The organism is Streptomyces sp. NBC_00322 (genome assembly GCF_036147535.1).
In the GTDB taxonomy this organism is placed as follows: domain Bacteria; phylum Actinomycetota; class Actinomycetes; order Streptomycetales; family Streptomycetaceae; genus Streptomyces.
On record NZ_CP108019.1, the window covers coordinates 6717655 to 6738871 of the forward strand.

A 21217-nucleotide genomic window follows, 5' to 3' on the forward strand; every position below is an offset into this window, starting at 1 on the left:
CCTCTTGAGATGGCACAACGCGCGTAGATTCTGGCGCAGGAGCCACCTCCCGCAACACCCCTTGGGGGTTTCCATCTGGTGACCACCGGTTGTCGGACCCGGATGGGAGAGTGGTCCGTGACGACCGCGATACGAGGGAGCCCGCCCGTGACCACCGACGCACCCACCACCGCCGCTCCGTACGGCACCCCGGAGACGCCGCGGGTCGCCGTCCGCGGCGAGGCGCGGCTGGAGTTCGACCCGGAGATCGCCAGGATCGGCGTCACGGTCAGCGCGCGCGGCACGGACCGGCGCAGCGCCCTGGAGGACCTCACCCGGCGCAACTCCACAGTCCTGGACCTGATCAAGTCGTACGGCGAATCGGTGGAGAAGCTGGAGACCGGCGCCTTCTCCATCACGCCCGAACTGACCCGGCACGGCCGGGGCGAACGCGTCCGCGCGTACTACGGCCGGGTCCACATCACCGCGGAACTCAGCGACTTCACCGCCCTCGGCGAACTCACCACCCGTCTCGCGGACCTTGAGCTGACCCGCGTCGACGGCCCCTGGTGGGCCCTGCGCCCGGACTCGCCGGCCCATGGCGAGGCCCGCCGCCAGGCCGTGAAGGAGGCCGTCCAGCGGGCCCGTGAGTACGCCGAGGCGCTGGGCGCGCGGCTGGCCGCCCTGGTCGAGCTCGCCGACCTGGGCGCGGAGAACGCCGTGCCGTACCAAATGCCGCAAGCCCCCGGTGCCATGCGCATGGCCGCGTACGGCGGCACCGAATCCGCCGAAATCGCACCCGCTCTGGATCTGGAACCACAGCGCCAGACCGTCTACGCGCAGGTCAATGCCCGCTTTACGATGACGCCGCCACAGCTGTGACGGAGTGTGATCAGCGGGTCAGCTGAGGGGTGTGCTCCGACGGCCCGAAATGCTCATCGGAGCACCCCCGCGCACAATTAAACACTTGTCAATAACCCTTCACGTAAAGGTTGTTGAGTGGTCATGCGAGACCAATTCTCTACCGACCGGTAAGCCCTAGGCTCGATGTATGCGCCGAGCAAAGATCGTCTGCACTCTTGGACCCGCCACCGACTCGTACGACCAGATCAAGGCACTGGTCGAGGCCGGAATGGACGTCGCCCGCTTCAACCTCAGCCACGGCACCTACGCCGAGCACGAGGAGCGCTATCAGCGCGTTCGCAAAGCGTCCGACGAGTCGGGCCGCAGCGTCGGCGTCCTGGCCGACCTTCAAGGTCCGAAGATCCGCCTGGGACGCTTCAGCGAAGGTCCCGTACTGCTTGAACGCGGAGACGAGTTCACCATCACCGTCGAGGAGACCGAAGGCGACCGCCACATGTGCGGTACCACCTACGCAGGCCTCGCCGGAGATGTCACCATCGGTGAGCGCATCCTCGTCGACGACGGCAAGGTCGCCCTGGAAGTGACCGCGGTCGACGGCCCCAGGGTCCGCACCACCGTCGTCGAAGGCGGCATGATCTCCGACCACAAGGGCCTCAACCTCCCCGGCGTCGCCGTCTCCGTCCCCGCTCTGTCCGAGAAGGACGTCGAAGACCTCCGCTGGGCGCTGCGCATCGGCGCGGACATCATCGCGCTCTCCTTCGTACGCAACGGACGCGACATCGAGGACGTCCACCGCATCATGGACGAGGAGGGCCGCCGGCTCCCCGTCATCGCGAAGGTCGAGAAGCCGCAGGCCGTCGAGAACATCGACGACATCGTGGCCGCCTTCGACGGCATCATGGTCGCCCGCGGCGACCTCGGCGTCGAAATGCCCCTGGAGCAGGTGCCGATCGTCCAGAAGCGCGCCATCAAGCTCGCCAAGCGCAACGCCAAGCCGGTCATCGTGGCGACCCAGATGCTCGACTCGATGATCGACAACTCCCGCCCCACACGCGCCGAGGCATCCGATGTCGCCAACGCCGTCATCGACGGCACCGACGCGGTGATGCTCTCCGGCGAGACGAGCGTCGGGAAGTACCCCGTCGAGACGGTGAAGACGATGAGCCGCATCGTGGAGGCGGCCGAGGAGGACGTGCTCGCCAAGGGCCTGCCGCCGCTGACCGAGCGCAACAAGCCCCGCACCCAGGGCGGCGCGGTGGCCCGCGCGGCCGCGGAGATGGGCGACTTCCTGGGCGCGAAGTTCCTGGTCGCCTTCACCCAGTCCGGCGACACCGTCAAGCGCCTGTCCCGCTACCGCTCCCCGATCCCACTGCTGGCCTTCACACCGGACGCGGCCACCCGCTCCCAGCTCAACCTCACCTGGGGAGTGGAGACCTTCCTCGGCCCGCATGTCGACTCGACGGACGCGATGGTCGCCCAGGTCGACGAGGAGCTGCTGAAGATCGGCCGCTGCAAGAAGGGCGACATCGTGGTGATCACGGCCGGCTCCCCGCCCGGAGTCCCGGGCTCCACGAACCTCGTGCGGGTGCACCACATCGGCGAGGACGACATCCCCAAGTAGCTGTGGGGATGGCTCCGTTGGGCCGGGATGTCAGTACTTCGGCCCGACGTGGGCGTCCATGAGTGCGACGGACGCGCGCTTGGCGACGGAGATGTTCTGGACGGCTCGGCTCTGGTTGGCCGACTTCCATTCGACGCCGACTCTGTCGAGAGTGTCAGTGAAGAGGGTGAGAATGTCTGCGGAGACGTTCGAGAAGAAGTACCGGGCGTATTCGTAGCGCTTTCTTCGGCCGCCGATGATCTTCTCGGTCCAGTTGGTGATGCGGGAGCCATCGGAGTGGATCAGCCCGCGGATGAACGCCCAGGGGTGTGTATCCACGATCTCCCGCTGCCATGCTTCGAGCGCGATCTTCCGCTCGTGCTTCTTGCCTGGGCCATGCTGTGGGAAGAGGCACCAGAGGTGCTTGGAGTACATCTTCACTTCGCGGCATCCCTTGCGACGCACCTTGCATACGGAGTTCCTGGGGAACACCGAGAGCATGGCCTGTTCGCACTCGCCTATGAGGCCGGGCCATGAATCGGCGCAGGTCACCGAGAGGCTGGGTGAGCGCATGGCTCGGCTCTGGATGATGTGCCCGTCGCCCAGGTATAGAGCAAGGAGGTAGGCGTATGCCGGGGCATCTAGCGGTCCGTCACATCTGGGGCAGGCGGACTGATGCGCTCCCGGGCACTCGCCGCGCTTGGCGCGGTCCATATGCAGCCAGTAGCCGATGGTGCCGGGCGGGACATTCAGGCGACGAGCTACCTCGGCGTTCTTCGTGCCGTCCCGCATTAGCGTCAGCGCCTTCTGGCGCACTTCTGTTCCGTGCAAGGTCATGCGAACACTCTGCGTTACATTGAGTGGCTGCAGATAGCAGAAAGCGGATGTTCACGAGAATGTGGACATCCGCTTTCTGGGCGAAGTGCCGGGTGCGGGATTCGAACCCGCAAGCCCTCTCAGGCAGAGGTGTTTGAGACCTCCGTGTATACCGTTCCACCAACCCGGCGCGATCAGCTGCCCGGAAGTGTACCGGGTCACCGCGCGGTGCCGCCGCTGGGTAGGCTCATGGGGAGCACCCTGCCTTGGAACGAGGAGCCCCCGTGACCGCCCCCGACTCGCCCCAGCCCGCCGCCGACGACGACAAGTCGCATGTCCCTCCGCTGACGACCCGCGTCGTGATCGCCGAGGACGAGGCCCTCATTCGCCTCGACCTCAAAGAGATGCTGGAGGAAGAGGGCTACGCGGTCGTCGGCGAGGCCGGAGACGGTCAGCGGGCCGTCGAGCTTGCCCGGGAGCACCGGCCCGACCTCGTCATCCTTGATGTGAAGATGCCCGTCCTGGACGGGATCTCCGCGGCCGAGAAGATCGCCGAGGAGTCCATCGCGCCGGTCCTGATGCTGACCGCGTTCTCGCAGCGCGACCTCGTCGAGCGGGCCCGGGACGCCGGTGCGATGGCGTATCTGGTGAAGCCGTTCAGCAAGAGCGATGTGGTCCCGGCCATCGAGATGGCCGTCTCCCGCTTCACCGAACTCAAGGCGCTGGAGCAGGAAGTCGCGGACCTCTCGCAGCGGCTGGAGACGCGCAAGCTCGTCGACCGCGCGAAGAGCATTCTGCAGACGCAGTACGGGCTCAGCGAGCCGGCCGCGTTCCGCTGGATCCAGAAGACGTCGATGGACCGGCGGCTGTCGATGCAGCAGGTCGCGGAGGCGGTCATCGAGGACGCGGAGGAGAAGAAGGCCGCGCAGGGCCAGTAGACATACGGAAGGGCCCGCACCCCTGGCCGGGGTGCGGGCCCTTCCGTATGTGTGCGGCTCAGTCCTCGCCGAGGTACGTCTTGCGGACGGACTCGTCGTGGAGCAGCTCCTGGCCGGGGCCGGAGAGCTTGATGGTGCCGATCTCCATGACGTGAGCCTGGTCGGCCAGGGAGAGGGCGGCCTGGGCGTTCTGCTCGACGAGCAGAATGGTGGTGCCCTGGGCCTTGAGCTCGACGATCGTTGCCATGATCTTCTGCATCATGATCGGGGACAGGCCCATGGAGGGCTCGTCCAGCATGAGCAGCTTCGGCTGGGACATCAGCGCGCGCCCCATGGCGAGCATCTGCTGCTCGCCGCCGGAGAGCGTGCCCGCGGCCTGCTTCCTGCGCTCTCCCAGAATCGGGAAGAGGTCGTAGGCGCGCTGCATGTCCTTCTCGATGCCCGCCTTGTCGTTGCGGAGGAAGGCGCCGAGCCGCAGATTGTCCTCGATGGACATGCGCGGGAAGATGTGCCGCCCCTCGGGGGAGTGTGCGAGCCCGAGGGAGACGATCTGGTGGGCCGGCACCTTCTTGAGGGACTTGCCGTTGAACTTGATCTGGCCGCCGACGGGCTTCAGAAGGCCCGAGAGGGTGCGCAGCGTGGTGGTCTTACCGGCGCCGTTGGTGCCGATGAGGGTGACGACCTCGCCGGCCTCGACGCTGAACGAGATGCCTTTGACGGCCTCGATCTTGCCGTAGGCGACGCGCAGGTCCTCGACTTCGAGAAGTGCGGTCATCAGTCGTTCTCCTTGCCTGCGGATCCGGTGGTCCCGGTTTCAGCCGCTTCCACTTCCGCTGCTTCTTCCTCGCCGGGGGCGCCTTCGAAAGGCTCTCCGAGGTAGGCGGCGATGACGCGTTCGTCTCCCTGGACGGTCTCGCTGTCGCCCTCGACGAGCTTCTCGCCCTGGACGAGTACCGCGACGCGGTCGCACAGGTTGAAGATGAAGCGCATGTCGTGCTCGATGACGAGGACGGCGATGCCCATGTCCCGGATGGCGAAGACCAGTTCCTCGGTCGCCCGGGTCTCCTGCGGGTTCATGCCGGCCGTCGGCTCGTCGAGGAGGAGCAGACCGGGGTCGCTGGCCAGGGCCCGCGCGATCTCGAGCTTGCGCTGCTCGCCGTAGGGGAGGTTGCGCGCGAGGTGCTCGGCCTTCTCGGCGAGGCCGATGAACTCGAGGAGTTCCATGGCCCGTGCCTTGGACTTGGCCTCGGCCTTGTGGAAGCCGGGGCCGCGCAGGAGCGCGGACCAGAGGCCTTCCTTGGTACGGGTGTGGCGGCCGACGAGCACGTTCTCCAGAACGGTCATGTTGCCGAAGAGGCGGATGTTCTGGAAGGTGCGCGCGACGCCCGCCGCCGTGACCTTGAAGGACTTGGCGGGGAGGACGGTGCCCTTGTAGCGGACTTCGCCCTCGGTGGGGATGTAAAGACCGGTGAGGCAGTTGAAGAAGGTGGTCTTTCCCGCACCGTTGGGGCCGATGAGGCCGACGATCTCGCCGCTGTTGACGGTGAGGTCGACCGAGCGCACGGCGGTGAGGCCGCCGAATCGCATGGTGACGCCGCGGGCGTCGAGGACCGTCTCGCCGGGCGCGGTGGCCGGGGCGGTGTCCTTCGTGGTGGTGTCCGTGGTCATGGATCAGGCCCCTGTCTTGCTGAGGACTGCGGGCGCTTCCGCGGATTCGTGGAACTCGAGCTGGCGGCGCCGGTTGGGAATGAGTCCCTCAGGCCTGAAGCGCATCAGGAGTACGAGCGCGAGGCCGAAGGCGAGGAGCTGGTAGTCGCCGAGGAACTGCAGCTTGGCGGGGATCAGGTAGAGCAGCGCTGCGCCGACGAGCGGTCCGCTGATCGTGCCCATGCCGCCGAGGACGACCGCGGCCAGCAGGAAGGCCGAGTTCGGCGGGACGACGTGGGCGAACTGGTACTGCTCAGGCGTCACGGTGTAGGTGACGTGGGCCTGGACCGTGCCGGCGAGGCCGGCGAGGGTCGCACCGAGAGCGAACGCGATGAGCTTGACCCGGAAGCCGTTGATGCCCATGGCGAGCGCCGCGGTCTCGTCCTCGCGGATCGCGATCCAGGCGCGGCCGATGCGGGAGTCACCGCTGCGGCGGAAGACCACCACGACGATGAGGGTGATCAGCAGCATCAGGAAGAAGTAGTTCGCGAACCGGCCGATGGTGACGCCGAGGATGCTGTGCTCGATTCCGAAGTCGAAGCCGAACATCTGCAGGTTCGGGATCGACGAGATGCCGTTGGACCCGTTGGTGATGTCGGGGCCGGAGGTGCCGTCGAGGTTGTTGACGGTGATCCGGAAGATCTCACCGAAGCCGAGCGTCACGATCGCGAGGTAGTCGCCGCGCAGTCGCAGGGTCGGGGCGCCGATGAGGACGCCGAAGACCATGGACGCGGTGGCGCCGACGAGGACCGCTCCCCAGAAGGGGAAGTGGACGTCGAACGGCGAGGACGGCGATCCGGAGACCATGGCCGCGGCGTACGCGCCGACGCCGAGGAAGGCGACGTAACCGAGGTCGAGGAGTCCGGCGAGGCCGACGACGATGTTCAGACCGAGGGCGACGGTGGCGAAGATCAGGATGTAGACGCCGATCGTCGCGTACTGGTCGTCGGACTGCGTGAAGGGGAACGCTGCGGCCGTGGCGAAGGCGCCTGCCATCGTCACCGTGCGGTGCCGTGCGGTGAGCACGGACAGCTGGCTGACGAGGCCGGCCTTGAAGAGGGAGGCGAAGCCGAAACCGGCGGTGATGAGGAAGCCGATGAACAGCTCGTCGTACTCGGTGCCGATGCCGTACGTGAAGACGACCAGGCCGAGGCTGAGTGCCGCGACGATGAACAGGATCTCGACGTAGGAGGACATCTTGCGGGGGGCCGGTGCGGTGCCGCTCGCGAAGGCCGCCTTGAAGGTGGCGAAGGAGGTGCGGGCGTTGTGCCGGAACTGGTCCCAGCCGGCGTCGTCGGGGTCTGCCGGATCGGGCGCCGGGCGCTCGAAGGGCAGCGCGAGGGCGCCGATGAGGGTGGCCAGGGTGGCGATTCCCGCGATGAAGCCGCCGGGCTCGAGGTTGGCGAGGCCGCCGAGCTGGTAGCTGATGGCGATCAGCGTGAACCAGGTGGTGGAGAAGGCGGCGAGTGCGGAGAGCCTGATGGAGCTGTCGGCACCCGCGGGAGCGATCCACCGGAGGCCCTTGACCCCGTACGAGGAGAGTCCGAACACGGTGGTCAGGGCGCCCGCGATGAGGACGAGCCACTGGAGTCCGCCCGGGTATCCGTAGACGGTGAGGTCGCCGGGGAAGGCAGCGGTCCAGGTCCAGGCGAGGAACGCGGAGATGACGGTGAGAGCGCCGCCGCCGGTTGCCATCGCTCGCGCGAGGGTCGGAGGGAGGGCGATGAGGCCCGTCTGTGCGCTGTCGGCCGGGGTACGCGGAGTGTCCGCGGTCGTGGTCTGTGTCGTCATCGGTGTCACGCCCTGTCCGCGACGCGCTCGCCGAGGAGGCCCTGTGGCCTGACGAGGAGCACGACGATGAGAAGTACGAAGGCCCAGACGTCGGCCCAGGACTGGCCGCCGAGCTGCTGCATGCCGGGGATTTCATTGATGTAGGCCGTGGCCATGGTCTCGGCGATGCCGAGGGCGAGACCGCCCAGCATGGCGCCGTAGATGTTGCCGATACCGCCGAGGACGGCTGCGGTGAACGCCTTGAGGCCGAGGATGAAGCCCATGCGGAAGTTCACTTCGCCGTACTTGAGGCCGTACGCGACGGCTCCGACGGCGGCGAACGCCGCACCGAGGGCGAACGCGACCACGATGATGCGGTCCGTGTTGATGCCCATGAGCTTGGCCGTGTCCGGATCCTGGGCGGTGGCCTGCATACCGCGTCCGGTGCGGGTCTTCATGACGAAGAAGGCGAGGATCGCCATACAGATGGGGGCGGCTATCAGCAGGAAGACGTCACCGGTCTGGATGGTGATGGAGCCGAGGTGGAAGGGGCCACCTGGGATTTCGGGGAAGGTACGGGAGGACTTCGCCTCGGGGTACCAGGCCCACACCGCCTGCTGGAGGGCGAGGGAAAGCCCGATGGCGGTGATGAGTGGTGCGAGGCGGGGCGCGGTGCGCAGCGGTCGGTAGGCGAAGCGTTCCGCCCCGACGGCGATAGTGGTGGCGACGATGATCGCGCCGACCAGCATGAGTGGCAGGGCCAGCCACATGGTGGTGCCGGTGGGAAGGATGAGCCAGACTGTGAGGGCCCCGAACCCTCCGGTCATGAAGATCTCGCCATGGGCGAAGTTGATGAGCTGGACAATGCCATAAACCATCGTGTAGCCGATGGCGACGAGCCCGTACATGGATCCCAGTAGCAGGCCGTTGACCAGCTGTTGCGGCAGTTCGTGCACCGCAGGTCCTCCGAGTCTTTCGACGGATGTGACACCGCGCGGGGCGCTTGTCTTGCGGCGCCCCGCGCGGCATGTGAGGTGTTACGGACTGACGATCAGCCGGCGAACGTGCCGGACTTGACGGCCTTCCAGGCAGTGCCCTCGTACTTGTAGACCGTGAGCTGCTTGTTGGTGGCGTCGCCGAACTGGTCGAAGGCGACCTTGCCGGTCACACCGTCGAAGGAGACACCCTGCAGGGCCTCGATGACCTTGGCGCGGGCGTCGGAGGGAAGCTTGCCGTCGTTGCCCTCGACGACCTTCTTCACGGCCTCGATGATCGACCAGGCGGAGTCGTACGAGTAGCCGCCGTAGGCCTCGTAGGCCTCCTTGTAGCCGGCCGCCTTGTAGTTGGCCACGAAGTCCTTGGCCGACGGGAGCTCCTCGACCGGCGCGCCGACGGAGGTGGCGAGGTCGCCCACGCCCTCCTTGCCGGAGAGCTTGATGAAGTCGGCGCTGTAGATGCCGTCGCCGCCGGCGAGCGGGATCGCGGAGCCGGACTTCTTGATCTGCTTGCTGAGCGGGCCGGCGACCGGGTACTCGCCGCCGTAGTAGACGACGTCCGCGCCGGAGCTCTTGATCTTGGTGACGACCGCGGCGAAGTCCTTGGTGTCCGGGTTCACGTGCTCTTCACCGGCGACAGCGCCGCCGAGCTTGGTGAACTCGGCCTTGAAGGTGGCGGCCAGACCGGCGCCGTAGGTCTTCTTGTCGTCGATGACGAAGACCTTCTTCTTCTTGGCGTCGTTGAACAGGTACTGCGCGGCGAACGGACCCTGGATGGCGTCCGTCGTCGCGGTGCGGAAGTACGACTTGTACGGGCGAGCCTTCTCGCCGCCGTTCCACTTCGGACCCTGGGTCAGGGCCGGGTTGGTGTTCGCGGGCGAGACCTGGGCCAGCTTCGCGTCGTCGAAGACCTTCTGCATGGACTCGGCCACCGAGGAGTTCAGCGGGCCGACGACACCGAGGACGTCCTTGTTGGCGACGAACTTGGTGGCGTTCTGCTGTCCGGAGGACGGCTGGGCCTGGTCGTCGAAGGCTTCCACCTTGAAGGTGACGCCGTTGACGTACTTCTTGGCGTTGGCCTGCTTGGCCGCGAGGTCGACAGAGTTCTTGATGCCGAGACCCAGAGCGGAGAGCTCACCGGTCAGCGGGGCATCGATGCCGATGACGACCGTGGTACCGCCGCCCTCGGCCCCACTGTTCTTGTCGTCGCGCGAGCCACAGGCGGTGAGCGACAAGGCTCCCGCGGTGAGCGCAGCCGTGATGGCTACTAGCGAACGTTGACGCACGATCAGTCCTTTCACCTGGCACGGCCGCCCCCCATGGGACGTACCGAGTCGAGCGCTGGAACCGAACTCTGAGGTAATCCGGCGGCGCGGTGACTGGCGGTGACTCTAAGCGCGGTATTGGGGGAGGTGGAGTGGTCTGGGCAAGGATGTGACGCTCTTGTTATGCCGCGGCGTAATGGATACCGGATTTTGGAGGGTGGAACGGGGGAATTCAGACCGGTTCGTCTTGTCCGCATGCTGAGAACGTGCAGGACCGTTCGCGGGTTTGAGTCCTGACATCTGACCTTGATGGCACGCAGTGCCAATGGCTCTGGCCAGGTCTCGGGCGTACCGATCGCCCAGAATGTAACTGTGCTCTTGGATTGCGCGAGCATTACGCAGTGTTACGTCAAGGAAAGGAAGCCCGGCATTCCGTGCCACTGTTCGGCATTCCGACACGTGAACCGTAACGAGTACTTTGCGTGGCTTTCCGGAACTCACGGTGAACGGTGTCGAAGGATTGCTCGAGACCCACAGACCTGCCGAGGTCTGGGTGATTCGTTCAACCGTTACCGGGGGTCCGGAGGTCGTACGGACAGTGACGGTGAAGTCGAACGAGTCGCTTGCTGCGACCGGCCTGGCGGGTGCCTCGTATGCCAGGGCGACCGCTTGCGCCGGCCACGGCGTGGGTGGCGGCGGGGGCGGCGTCGGCCGGGTCGCGTAGAGGTACGACGCGCCCGCGGCGAGGATCCCCGCCAGGGCGGCGGCAAGGAGGGCGGGGCGATGTCGCTCTGCGAAGTCGGCCGCCCGGCTGTGCGCGAGCCGAACCGGGGAGGAAGCGAAGGCGTCGTCCGGCGCGTATGTGCCATCGCCCGGCTCCACCGGGCCGACTCCGCTCATTGCCAGGGGCCTGAAGTCGGCATCCCGCTACGGTAGCGCTCGGTGCACCGGGCTGCAGCCTGACTGTCGATCAACTTCCGTGCGGCAGCCTTCCCTTGGCGCCCCTGCTCGGCACGGGCGGCGGCCGTCACGTCCAGCAGGATCTGGTTCTGCCCGTCGGACAGACCCATGGCCTGGTAGTCCAGGTCGGCCTGCTTCCCGCCGTCGAGTACGACGCGTGCCCAGTGGGATATCAGCTGCTCGCACAGCTTCTGCGGGGGCGTCGTCCGAGGCGAGGGAGATGAACGGCCCTCGCTGCGCGAGCCGCCCCCGCAGCCGGCGAGGGCGGCGATCGCGAACGCGAGCGCGCACACGAGCAACAGCCCGCCCCGGGGCGGTGGTCCTGGCCTCATACGAGGAACGCTAGACGCCGATCCGGGGCGCGACAATGGTCGGGGTCAGCCGCCGGCCGGACCCGCGGCATCGCGCAGCAGGCAGGTCAGCCGGGCCGTGCAGACCCGCTTGTCCTGCTCGTCGGAGATGACGATCTCGTACGTCGCCGTGGTGCGGCCGCGGTGCACGGGTGTCGCCACGCCCGTGACCAGGCCGGACCGGGCGCCACGGTGGTGCGTGCAGTTGAGGTCGACCCCGACGGCGATCTTGGTGGTCCCGCCGTGGAGCATCGAGCCGATCGAGCCGAGAGTCTCCGCGAGGACGGCGGAAGCGCCGCCGTGCAGCAGTCCGTACGGCTGGGTGTTGCCCTCGACCGGCATCGTGCCCACGACGCGCTCCGCCGAGGCCTCGATGACCTGGACGCCCATGCGATCGCCGAGATGCCCGGCGGAGAAGAGTGCGGGCAGGTCGACCCCGAGCTCTGCGTATTCGTCAATGACCTCTTGCGGGAACTTCACGGTTCTCTGCTCGCCCATGGGGTCCGGCTCCGATCTCAGTACGTTGCGTGCTGTGTGCACCGTCTTATCAGATGCCTGAGCGAACGCTTAGGCGGGAGGTGCCATTCCCGCGAGCGCTCCTCACACTTGGCGCGCTGTCGGTCACTCCGCGCGCTCGAAGCGGATCACCACGGACTTGCTCGCCGGGGTGTTGCTGGTGTCGGCCGTCGAGTCCAGCGGGATGAGCACATTGGTCTCCGGGTAGTACGCGGCCGCGCAGCCCCTGGCGGTGGGGTAGTGCGTCACCCGGAAACCGGGGGCTCGGCGCTCCACGCCGTCCTTCCACTCGCTGACCAGATCGGTGTACGAACCGTCCGCGAGGCCCAGCTCACGGGCGTCCTCCGGGTTCACCAGGACGACCCGGCGGCCGCCCTTGATGCCCCGGTAGCGGTCGTCGAGACCGTAGATCGTGGTGTTGTACTGATCGTGCGAGCGCAGCGTCTGCAGCAGCAGCCGGCCCGCTGGCACCTCGGGGAACTCGACCGGCGCCGCGGTGAAGTTGGCCTTCCCCGTGGCGGTGGGGAAGCGGCGCTCGTCACGCGGGGCGTGGGGGAGTGCGAAGCCGCCGGGACGGGCGATCCTGGCGTTGAATTCCTCGAAGCCGGGCACCACGCGCGCGATGCGGTCGCGGATCGTCCCGTAGTCCTTCTCGAAGTCCTCCCAGGGCGTCGTCGAGGAGGGGCCGAGGACCGCGCGCGCCAGCCTGGTCACGATCGCCGGTTCGGAGAGCAGATGGGGGCTCGCCGGGGTGAGGTTGCCGCGGGAGGCGTGCACCATGCCCATCGAGTCCTCGACGGTCACCACTTGCCGGCCGCCGGCCTGGATGTCCTTGTCGGTACGGCCGAGGGTGGGCAGGATCAGCGCCCGGGTGCCCGTCACGGTGTGCGAACGGTTCAGCTTGGTCGAGACATGAACGGTCAGGCGGGCCCGCCGCATCGCCGCCTCGGTGACCTCGGTGTCGGGAGTCGCTGCCACGAAGTTGCCGCCCATGGCGAAGAAGACCTTCGCCTCGCCGTCGCGCAGCGCCTGGATGGACCGTACGACGTCGAAGCCGTGGTGGCGTGGCGGGGCGAAGCCGAACTCCTTCTCCAGAGCGTCCAGGAAGGCGGGCGAGGGCCGCTCGAAGATGCCCATCGTGCGGTCGCCCTGGACGTTGGAGTGCCCGCGCACCGGGCAGACGCCCGCGCCCGGGCGGCCGATGTTGCCGCGCAGCAGCAGGAAGTTGACCACCTCACGGATGGTCACCACGGCGTGCTTGTGCTGGGTCAGACCCATCGCCCAGCACACGATGGTGCGCCTGGACGCGAGGACCATGGCGAGGGCACGCTCGATCTCGGCCCGCCGAAGGCCGGTCGCGGCCAGCGTCTCGTCCCAGTCGGCGGCAGTGGCCGCCGCGGCGAACTCCTCGTACCCATGGGTGTGTTCGCGTACGAACTCCTCGTCGACCGCGCCTTCGGTCTCGAGGATCAGCTTGTTCAGCAGCCGGAACAGAGCCTGGTCGCCGCCGATGCGGATCTGCAGGAAGAGATCGTTGAGAGCGGTCCCCTTGAGCATGCCCTGCGGCGTCTGCGGATTCTTGAACCGCTCCATACCGGCCTCGGGAAGCGGGTTCACCGAAATGATCTTCGCGCCCGCGTTCTTGGCCTTCTCCAGGGCGCTGAGCATCCGGGGATGGTTGGTGCCCGGGTTCTGCCCGGCCACGATGATCAGATCCGCCTGGTGGAGATCCTCCAGCGAGACGCTGCCCTTGCCGATGCCGATCGTCTCGGTGAGCGCCGAGCCCGAGGACTCGTGGCACATGTTGGAGCAGTCGGGGAGATTGTTGGTGCCGAACTCGCGGGCGAAGAGCTGGAACAGGAAGGCGGCCTCGTTGCTGGTGCGGCCGGAGGTGTAGAAGAGCGCCTCGTCGGGGGAGTCCAGCGCGGTGAGCTCCTCGGCGATGATCGCGAAGGCCCGCTCCCAGCTGACTGGTTCGTACCGGTCCGCGCCCTCAGGAAGGTACATGGGCCGGGTGATACGACCCTGCTGTCCCAGCCAGTACCCGCTGCGCGAGGCGAGGTCCGCGAGGCTGTGCGCGGCGAAGAACTCCGGGGTCACCCGCCGCAGCGTCGCCTCCTCGGCGACCGCCTTCGCTCCGTTCTCGCAGAACTCCGCCGTGTGCCGCTTGTCGCCCTCCGGCCAGGCGCAGCCCGGACAGTCGAAGCCGTCCTTCTGGTTGACCTTGAGGAGGGTCTGCGCACTGCGGCGCACTCCCATCTGCTGTTGAGCCATGCGCAGCGTGTGCCCGATGGCGGGGAGGCCTGCGGCCGCGTGCTGCGGGGCTGCGACCTGTGGCGCGTCCTGGACCGGATCACCTGCGGGCGGCTTGCTGGCCATCGCGCTCTCCCTCGAGCCTGCGTGTGCTGTGTACGTCCTCGATCCTGTCACGCTCTCCCACGGTCGGGAATGTCAGTGGTACGTGGCAGGATCGTGGACGTGGCTGAGACAGCATCGAAGAAGACCGCAGACAACCGACCGCGCCTGCTCCTCATGGACGGGCACTCCCTGGCGTACCGGGCGTTCTTCGCGCTGCCCGCCGAGAATTTCACAACCGCGACCGGCCAGCCGACCAACGCCATCTACGGCTTCGCGTCGATGCTGGCGAACACGCTGCGCGACGAGTCGCCCACGCATTTCGCGGTGGCGTTCGACGTCTCCCGCAAGACGTGGCGCTCGCAGGACTTCCCCGAGTACAAGGCGAACCGCTCCAAGACCCCTGACGAGTTCAAGGGCCAGGTCGAGCTGATCGGCGAGCTCCTCGACACCATGAACGCCGTGCGGTTCGCGGTGGACGGCTTCGAGGCCGACGACATCATCGCCACCCTCGCCACCCAGGCCGAGGCCGCCGGCTTCGACGTGCTGATCGTCACCGGCGACCGGGACTCCTTCCAGCTGGTCAGCGAGCACACCACCGTGCTCTACCCCACCAAGGGCGTCTCCGAGCTGACCCGCTTCACCCCGGAGAAGGTCCAGGAGAAGTACGGACTGACCCCCCAGCAGTATCCGGACTTCGCGGCCCTGCGCGGCGACCCGTCGGACAACCTGCCTGGCATCCCCGGTGTCGGTGAGAAGACCGCCACGAAGTGGATCAGTCAGTTCGGTTCGTTCACGGAGCTGATGGAGCGCGCCGACGAGGTCAAGGGCAAGGTCGGCCAGGCACTGCGCGACCACCTGGAATCCGTCAAGCTCAACCGCCACCTCACCGAGCTGGTGCGGGACGTGGAGCTGCCGAAGTCCGTCGCGGACCTGGAGCGCGCGCCGTACGACAGGACCGCGCTGAAGGGATTCCTGGAAGTACTGGAGATCCGGAACCCGAGCCTTCGCGAGCGGCTCCTCGCCGTCGACCCGGGCCCGCAGGAGGACGATGCCCCGGCCCCCGCCGCGGGCGTCGAGCTGGACGGCACGGTCCTCGGCACCGGCGAGCTCGCCCCCTGGCTCCAGGAGCACGGCACCCAGCCGCTCGGCGTGGCCACCGTCGACACCTGGGCGCTGGGCACCGGCAGCGTCACCGAGATCGCGCTCGCCTCCGCCGCGGGTCCGGCCGCCTGGTTCGACACCACCCAGCTCGACGAAGCCGACGAGCGCGCCTTCGCCGACTGGATCGCGGACGCGGACCGGCCGAAGGTCATGCACAACGCCAAGAACGCGATGCGGGTCTTCCCCGAGCACGGCTGGAGCATCGACGGCGTCACCATGGACACCGCGCTCGCCGCCTATCTGGTCAAGCCGGGCCGCCGCTCCTTCGCGCTGGACGCGCTCTCCGTGGAGTATCTGGGCCGCGAGCTCGCCCCGGCGGCGGCAGACGGCCAGCTCGCCTTCGGCTCGGAGGACGAGCAGGCCGAGGCCGACGCCCTGATGTCCCAGGCCCGCGCGGTCCTCGACCTCGGCGACGCCTTCACCGAGCGACTGGCCGAGGTCGGCGCGGCCGAGCTGCTGCACGACGTCGAACTGCCCACCTCCGCCCTGCTCGCCCGCATGGAGCGGCACGGCATCGCCGCCGACCGGCCCCATCTGGAGGCCATGGAGCAGCAGTTCGCGGGCGCCGTGCAGCAGGCCGTGAAGGAGGCGCACGCCTCCGTCGGGCACGAGTTCAACCTCGGCTCGCCCAAGCAGCTCCAGGAAGTCCTCTTCGGCGAGCTGAATCTCCCCAAGACCAAGAAGACCAAGACCGGTTACACCACGGACGCGGACGCGCTGGCCTGGCTGGCCGCCCAGACCGAGCACGAGCTGCCGGTCCTCATGCTGCGCCACCGTGAGCAGGCCAAGCTGCGGGTCACCGTCGAAGGCCTGGTCAAGACGATCGCGGCGGACGGCCGGGTCCACACCAGCTTCAGCCAGATCGTCGCCGCGACCGGCCGCCTGTCCTCCACCGACCCGAACCTGCAGAACGTACCGGTGCGCACCGACGAGGGCCGCGCGATCCGCCGTGGCTTCGTGGTCGGCGAGGGCTTCGAGTCCCTGATGACCGCGGATTACAGCCAGATCGAGCTGCGCGTGATGGCGCACCTGTCGGAGGACGAGGGCCTGCTGGAGGCGTTCGCCTCCGGCGAGGACCTGCACACCACCGTCGCCTCACAGGTGTTCACCGTGGACAAGTCCGCCGTCGACGCCGAGATGCGCCGCAAGATCAAGGCGATGTCGTACGGACTGGCCTACGGACTCTCGGCGTTCGGCCTCGCCCAGCAGCTGAACATCGAGCCGGCCGAGGCACGCGGCCTGATGGACACCTACTTCGAGCGTTTCGGCGGCGTACGCGAGTATCTGCACCGCGTCGTCGTGGAGGCCCGGGTGACCGGCTACACCGAGACGATGCTCGGCCGCCGCCGCTACCTGCCCGACCTGAACAGCGACAACCGCCAGCGCCGCGAGGCGGCCGAGCGGATGGCGCTCAACGCCCCGATCCAGGGCACCGCGGCGGACATCGTCAAGGTCGCGATGCTGAACGTCGACCGGGCGCTGAGGGAGGCGAAGCTCTCCTCCCGGCTGCTGCTCCAGGTCCACGACGAAATCGTGCTGGAGATCTGGCCGGGCGAGCGCGAGAGGGTTGAGGAACTGGTCCGCAAGGAGATGTCCGCCGCGGTGTCGCTGAGCGCGCCGCTGGACGTCTCGGTGGGAGTGGGCGCGGACTGGGAGTCGGCGGCGCACTGACGCGGGTCCCGGCGGGGGCCGCTGCGCGGGGCTTGTTCCCCTACCCGCCCCTTCCCGAACTGGGGGCAAGCCCCCAGACCCCCGACGGGGCTTCGCCCCGGACCCCGTATGCGACCTTCGGCCGCATGTCCTCAAACGCCGGACGGGCTGAACTTCAGCCCCTCCGGCGTTTGAGGAGCGGGGTCCGGGGCGGAGCCCCGGTTAAGGGAACGGGCGGGGTGGGGGCAAAGCCCGCCGCAGGCGCAGCCCCCGCCCTCAGACCCGCTCCACCGCGCGCCCGCGCAACCGCATCCCGGCTCCGTACACCACAAGCCCCACCGCCAGCCCCGCCCCCGCCCCGAAGCAAGCCGTCGGGATGATGTCCAGGGGCGAGTCGGCCCGCCCGTAGTACGCGTACCAGCGCGCGCATCGCTGAATGACGCCGAGCAGCACGCACCCTCCCAGCAGCGCCGACGCGAGCCACCGCCCCCGTGCGTCGAGCAGCCGCACCGACGGGGGCGCCGTGACCGGGGGCTGCCGACGCAGCGCGGACGCCGCGAACCACACCAGCACCACCAGACCCAGCACCGAACTGCCGTACTGCGCATACGAGTAGACGGGCAGCCCGGCCACTGACTCGTTCAGGACCGGCAGCAGACGTATGCCCCACTCGCCGTGGTGGGTGAAGGCGTCCCACAGGACATGCGTGCTCGCGCCCAGCACCGCCGAGACATAGAACCGCAGCGCCATGGCGACGGGCCGCCGGTCCGTGCGGCGCTGCGCACGTCCACGTACGAACGCGTGAACACGCCCCTGCCAGGCGGTCGGCAGCAGTGCCAGCAGTGGCTCACGTACCATCACCCACACCGCCACCAGCGCCGCCGTGATCGCCACGTCCACGGTCAGCACCCCGAGCGGGGCATGGGTGAACGTCCCGAACTCCATGCCGCCGGGGACGGCGGTGGCCGCGAAGTACGTCATGTCGGGGGCGAACGAGCCCATCACGAGAGCCGAGGTGAGCAGCGGTCCGCGCGCGGCCCCGTCCTTGCGGATGCCCGGCAGTACCGCCGCGGCATGGCTCAGCGTGAACGGCATGGTCGTGCCCCCCTGGAACCCTTTGGACCCTTGTCGACCCTTGTCGATCAACGACGCCAGTATGCGTGATGCTCGAACTCCGGGTTCGAACTCCGGGTTCGAACTCCGCACTGCGGGCGTACGGCAGGTGGCGAGCTGGTGAAAAGCGGTCAGGGGCCGGTGCCCGGGGGCGCGTAGGTGCCGTAGGGTCACCTGAGTCCGGCGCTGGGGAGCGCGGACGCCGCCTACGGGGAGGGAACAGACGTATGGCAGCGCAATTCGGCCGCCGACTGCGCAGGGGAGCCACCACCACAGCCGTGGCAGCGGCCGCCGTGGCCGCACTTTCCGCCTCAGGGGCGCCCGGCATCACGCATGCCACCACGGGCGACAGCCAGGGTGCTTCCGACGCCACCCCGCCGCCCGGCACCCCCGTCACCGGCAATTCCCCGTACTACACGGACCTTCCGCCGCTGAACACCCCCGACAAACCGGGCACTTCCGGGGATCTCCCCGTGACCGGTCCGACGGAATCGGGCATTCCGGCCACGGTCCTCGCGGCGTACCAGCAGGCCGAGCGGACCATAGCCGCCTCCGATCCCGGCTGCCATGTGCCGTGGCAACTGCTCGCCGCCATCGGCAAGGTGGAGTCGGGCCAGGCGCGCGGCGGCAACGTCGACCCCAACGGCACCACGCTCTCGCCGATCCTCGGCCCGGTCCTCAACGGCGTCGGCTTCGCGAACATTTCGGACACCGACAACGGCGCGTACGACGGCGACGCGACGCATGACCGCGCGGTCGGCCCGATGCAGTTCATCCCCTCCACCTGGGAGAAGTGGGGCCAGGACGCCAACGCCGACGGCCGCCGCGACCCCAACAACATCTACGACGCCGCGCTCGCCGCCGGGCGCTATCTGTGCGCCGACGGCCGGGACCTGGCGGTCAAGTCCGATCTCGACAGGGCGATCCTGGGCTACAACCACTCGCAGGAGTATCTGCGTACGGTCCTGTCCTGGTTCGAGTACTACAAGCGTGGCACCCACGAGGTCCCGGACGGCACCGGTGTGCTGCCGATCTCCAACGGGCCCGGCAGCGGCCCCGAGACCACGCCCGGCAGCACCCCCACGCCCACGCCCAGCGGCACCCCGACGCCGACGCCCACGCCGTCGAAGCCCGGCACCACCACCCCCAAGCCGACACCGACCCCCACGCCGACACCCACGCCGACCCCGTCGCCGGTGGCGCGTATCGAGGACGCGGGCACCGGTGAGCTGAGCGCCATGGCCGGCCACGACTTCACCGAGCGGGCCACGGTGCGGGTGAAGAACACCGCGGGCAAGGCCGTCCCGCTCCAGGCCGTCCGTTTCGAGATCGTCGGCGACACCGACACCCGCTTCGCCGGCGGGAAGGCGGCCGTGGTCCTGTACACCGGCGCCGACGGCACGGTCACATCGCCCACCCTGCACGCGGGCGAGAAGACCGGCTTCCTCACCGTCCGGGCGACGGTCGAGGGTGGCCGGGTGCTGCCGCCTGCCGACTTCACCGCGACCGTCACCGTCCGGGCGGCGGATGCCATCGCAAGGACCGACGACAAGGTCCTCACGGCCGCCCCCGGCACGGAGTTCGCGGACACCTGCGAGGCCAAGGCCACCTACAAGGGCGCCATCGCCGCGGGCGTCGCGGTCACCGCCACCATGATCACCGCCGCGGACAATCCGGCCGTGAACGACAAGGGCCCCTACTTCAAGGACGCCGAGGGCAAGGTGATCCGTACCCTCACGGACCTGACGACCGACGCCAATGGTGTCCTGAAGCTCCCGAAGATCTTCGCGGACGACCAGACGGGCACCTTCCTGCTCCGCCTCACCACAGCGGGCGGCGCGACCGTCGACATCGAGCTCAAGGTCGCCGCGCCGGCGGCCTGATCCAGCAGCACTCCCGCACCGCCCCTGTGCCGCCCCTCGGTACAGGGGCGGTGCAACGTGTTCTCATCTCGCGGCTCGATTGCTACGGTGCCCCCGCCCTGACGCCGTATCAGATCCGTCCGGATCCGAGTCCCCCGGGAGGCCGAGCATGCGCGCCCTCGTCGCCGCCGCCATCGGGCTTGCCGCCGCCCTCGTCCTGGTCGTCGCCATCTCGGCGATCGGCGCGCCGCCCGGCGAGACCTCTCCGAAGCCGCTGCTGACCAGCGTCCCCGGCCCCAAGAAGTAGGAGGGACCGGACCATGCGCCGCAGAGCGAGCCTCGTACTCCTCGCCTTCGCCGTCTTCTTCACCGCGCTGTCACCGCTGCTGCGCTGGTACGCCTTCCCGCGGCTGGTGAAGATCCCGCCCAGCCAGTACCAGGAGATGGTGCTGGAGGCGAAGCCCGCGACCCTCCTCGACTACGGCACCCTCCAGGCCAAGCAGGTCGCGAAGGTCACCATCGTGCAGACCCTCAAGGGCAATGTGGAGGAGTCAGAGAAGATCGAGCGCAGCGCGGGCCGCGATGTCGTCGTCTGGGATGCCCTCTCCTATGTCGAGGGGCCCGACGGCAAGATGGTCTCCCAGATTCCCGAGCGCTATGTCTTCGACGCCCACAGCCAGGCGCCCGTGCACGCCACCGGGGAAATGGTCGACGGGGACGCGGTACGGCGCGAGGGCATCGAGTTCAAGTGGCCCTTCCTCACCGAGAAGCGGGACTACGAGTACTTCGACGCCCAGGCCCGTACGTCCGCGCCCATCCACTACAGGGGGACGCGTACGTTCCGCGGGCTCGAGGTCTACTACTTCGAGCAGACCATCCCCTGGACCAAGGTGCCCTACCCGAAGAAGATGCCCATCCCCGGCGTCGACGCGACCACGCTGGAGAAGCAGACCGGGACGACCCGCTGGTACACGACGAAGCGGATGTTCTGGGTCGACCCGGTCACCGGCGGTCCCGTCAACGGCGAGGAGATCCACGAGGAGGAGCTGCGCGGCGGCACCCTGCTGGGCGGGCGGGACAAGGTCACCGCGTTCGCCGGGCATGTGAAGATACGCCCCGACTATCTGGACTACACGGTCGACCTGATCAAGTCGAACCGCCGGATGGTGCTGCTGATGACCTCGTATCTGCCCTGGGGCTTCGTGGTGCTCGGCACCGGGCTGCTGGCGCTCGCGCTGCTCCTGGAGGCCCGCGGCCGCCGGCCGCGGGCACCCGCGGCGGACCGCGATCCGGAGCCGGTCCCCGTCTGACAG

General features: G+C 68.4%; 17 protein-coding genes and 1 tRNA gene. 7 read left to right on the forward strand and 11 right to left on the reverse strand.

Annotated elements, in window-relative coordinates; translation table 11 throughout:
* Positions 1–147 precede the first annotated feature (147 nt).
* Positions 148–861, forward strand: a complete 714-nt coding sequence (locus OG905_RS30630) for an SIMPL domain-containing protein (protein WP_328679030.1) — start codon at positions 148–150, stop codon at positions 859–861.
* A gap of 169 nt (positions 862–1030) precedes the next feature.
* Complete coding sequence (pyk, locus tag OG905_RS30635; RefSeq protein ID WP_328679031.1) at positions 1031–2464, forward strand: pyruvate kinase; 1434 nt, start codon at positions 1031–1033, stop codon at positions 2462–2464.
* A gap of 30 nt (positions 2465–2494) precedes the next feature.
* Here the strand turns inward: pyk and OG905_RS30640 are convergent, their stop codons facing one another.
* Entirely contained in the window at positions 2495–3280 is a 786-nt protein-coding gene (locus tag OG905_RS30640) for a helix-turn-helix domain-containing protein (protein ID WP_328679033.1), read from the reverse strand.
* 86 nt (positions 3281–3366) lie between these two features.
* Positions 3367–3449 (reverse strand) — tRNA-Leu (locus OG905_RS30645).
* Positions 3450–3543: 94 nt separating this feature from the next.
* On the opposite strand from OG905_RS30645, the gene OG905_RS30650 reads away from it, so the two are divergent.
* Positions 3544–4197: an ANTAR domain-containing response regulator gene (locus tag OG905_RS30650; RefSeq protein WP_328679035.1), complete on the forward strand. Its 654-nt coding sequence runs from the start codon at positions 3544–3546 to the stop codon at positions 4195–4197.
* Positions 4198–4255: 58 nt separating this feature from the next.
* On the opposite strand, the gene OG905_RS30655 is transcribed toward OG905_RS30650, so the two are convergent.
* From OG905_RS30655 to OG905_RS30690, 8 genes are all read right to left on the reverse strand, one after another.
* Positions 4256–4972: an ABC transporter ATP-binding protein gene (locus OG905_RS30655; RefSeq protein WP_328679037.1), complete on the reverse strand. Its 717-nt coding sequence runs from the start codon at positions 4970–4972 to the stop codon at positions 4256–4258.
* The gene (locus tag OG905_RS30660; RefSeq protein ID WP_328679038.1) at positions 4972–5865 is read right to left on the reverse strand and encodes an ABC transporter ATP-binding protein; all 894 of its coding nucleotides are present in this window, start codon (positions 5863–5865) and stop codon (positions 4972–4974) included. Before OG905_RS30660 ends, OG905_RS30655 begins: the two co-directional genes overlap by 1 nt.
* A 3-nt stretch (positions 5866–5868) precedes the next feature.
* A complete protein-coding gene (locus OG905_RS30665; RefSeq protein WP_328679039.1) occupies positions 5869–7695 on the reverse strand; it encodes a branched-chain amino acid ABC transporter permease in 1827 nt (608 codons plus the stop codon).
* A 5-nt stretch (positions 7696–7700) separates the two neighbouring features.
* Positions 7701–8630 (reverse strand): branched-chain amino acid ABC transporter permease, encoded by a 930-nt coding sequence (locus OG905_RS30670; protein WP_328679041.1) that lies wholly within the window; start codon positions 8628–8630, stop codon positions 7701–7703.
* A gap of 95 nt (positions 8631–8725) precedes the next feature.
* Positions 8726–9955 (reverse strand): branched-chain amino acid ABC transporter substrate-binding protein, encoded by a 1230-nt coding sequence (locus tag OG905_RS30675; protein WP_328679042.1) that lies wholly within the window; start codon positions 9953–9955, stop codon positions 8726–8728.
* 875 nt (positions 9956–10830) lie between these two features.
* Positions 10831–11226, reverse strand: coding sequence for a hypothetical protein (locus OG905_RS30680; protein ID WP_328679044.1), 396 nt, complete (start codon positions 11224–11226; stop codon positions 10831–10833).
* Positions 11227–11271: 45 nt separating this feature from the next.
* Complete coding sequence (locus tag OG905_RS30685) at positions 11272–11742, reverse strand: PaaI family thioesterase (RefSeq protein ID WP_328679045.1); 471 nt, start codon at positions 11740–11742, stop codon at positions 11272–11274.
* A gap of 123 nt (positions 11743–11865) precedes the next feature.
* A complete protein-coding gene (locus OG905_RS30690; RefSeq protein ID WP_328679047.1) occupies positions 11866–14139 on the reverse strand; it encodes an FdhF/YdeP family oxidoreductase in 2274 nt (757 codons plus the stop codon).
* A gap of 99 nt (positions 14140–14238) precedes the next feature.
* Here OG905_RS30690 and polA point away from each other — a divergent pair, with 99 nt between their 5' ends.
* On the forward strand, positions 14239–16950 hold the full coding sequence (gene polA, locus OG905_RS30695) for a DNA polymerase I (RefSeq protein ID WP_328679049.1): 2712 nt from the start codon (positions 14239–14241) through the stop codon (positions 16948–16950).
* 255 nt (positions 16951–17205) lie between these two features.
* Here polA and OG905_RS30700 read toward each other — a convergent pair whose 3' ends face one another.
* Positions 17206–18024, reverse strand: coding sequence for a DUF4184 family protein (locus OG905_RS30700; RefSeq protein WP_328679051.1), 819 nt, complete (start codon positions 18022–18024; stop codon positions 17206–17208).
* Between the two features lie 245 nt (positions 18025–18269).
* Here OG905_RS30700 and OG905_RS30705 point away from each other — a divergent pair, with 245 nt between their 5' ends.
* The 3 genes from OG905_RS30705 to OG905_RS30715 all read left to right on the forward strand — a co-directional run bounded on the left by OG905_RS30705 (position 18270) and on the right by OG905_RS30715 (position 21214).
* Positions 18270–19925 (forward strand): lytic transglycosylase domain-containing protein, encoded by a 1656-nt coding sequence (locus OG905_RS30705; RefSeq protein WP_328679053.1) that lies wholly within the window; start codon positions 18270–18272, stop codon positions 19923–19925.
* Positions 19926–20073: 148 nt separating this feature from the next.
* Positions 20074–20211 (forward strand): SPW_0924 family protein, encoded by a 138-nt coding sequence (locus OG905_RS30710; RefSeq protein ID WP_324977293.1) that lies wholly within the window; start codon positions 20074–20076, stop codon positions 20209–20211.
* Between the two features lie 13 nt (positions 20212–20224).
* On the forward strand, positions 20225–21214 hold the full coding sequence (locus OG905_RS30715) for a DUF3068 domain-containing protein (RefSeq protein WP_328679055.1): 990 nt from the start codon (positions 20225–20227) through the stop codon (positions 21212–21214).
* The last annotated feature ends 3 nt before the right edge of the window (positions 21215–21217 follow it).

What these genes read in the sequence shown, in the direction of transcription:
- OG905_RS30655 (WP_328679037.1), bottom strand. Translation starts at nt 4,972, where the DNA reads ATGACCGCACTTCTCGAAGTCGAGGACCTGCGCGTCGCCTACGGCAAG.
- OG905_RS30700 (WP_328679051.1), bottom strand. Translation starts at nt 18,024, where the DNA reads ATGCCGTTCACGCTGAGCCATGCCGCGGCGGTACTGCCGGGCATCCGC.
- OG905_RS30690 (WP_328679047.1), bottom strand. Translation starts at nt 14,139, where the DNA reads ATGGCCAGCAAGCCGCCCGCAGGTGATCCGGTCCAGGACGCGCCACAG.
- OG905_RS30665 (WP_328679039.1), bottom strand. Translation starts at nt 7,695, where the DNA reads ATGACGACACAGACCACGACCGCGGACACTCCGCGTACCCCGGCCGAC.
- OG905_RS30705 (WP_328679053.1), top strand. Translation starts at nt 18,270, where the DNA reads ATGGCAGCGCAATTCGGCCGCCGACTGCGCAGGGGAGCCACCACCACA.
- OG905_RS30660 (WP_328679038.1), bottom strand. Translation starts at nt 5,865, where the DNA reads ATGACCACGGACACCACCACGAAGGACACCGCCCCGGCCACCGCGCCC.
- OG905_RS30685 (WP_328679045.1), bottom strand. Translation starts at nt 11,742, where the DNA reads ATGGGCGAGCAGAGAACCGTGAAGTTCCCGCAAGAGGTCATTGACGAA.
- OG905_RS30680 (WP_328679044.1), bottom strand. Translation starts at nt 11,226, where the DNA reads ATGAGGCCAGGACCACCGCCCCGGGGCGGGCTGTTGCTCGTGTGCGCG.
- OG905_RS30640 (WP_328679033.1), bottom strand. Translation starts at nt 3,280, where the DNA reads ATGACCTTGCACGGAACAGAAGTGCGCCAGAAGGCGCTGACGCTAATG.
- OG905_RS30715 (WP_328679055.1), top strand. Translation starts at nt 20,225, where the DNA reads ATGCGCCGCAGAGCGAGCCTCGTACTCCTCGCCTTCGCCGTCTTCTTC.
- OG905_RS30710 (WP_324977293.1), top strand. Translation starts at nt 20,074, where the DNA reads ATGCGCGCCCTCGTCGCCGCCGCCATCGGGCTTGCCGCCGCCCTCGTC.
- pyk (WP_328679031.1), top strand. Translation starts at nt 1,031, where the DNA reads ATGCGCCGAGCAAAGATCGTCTGCACTCTTGGACCCGCCACCGACTCG.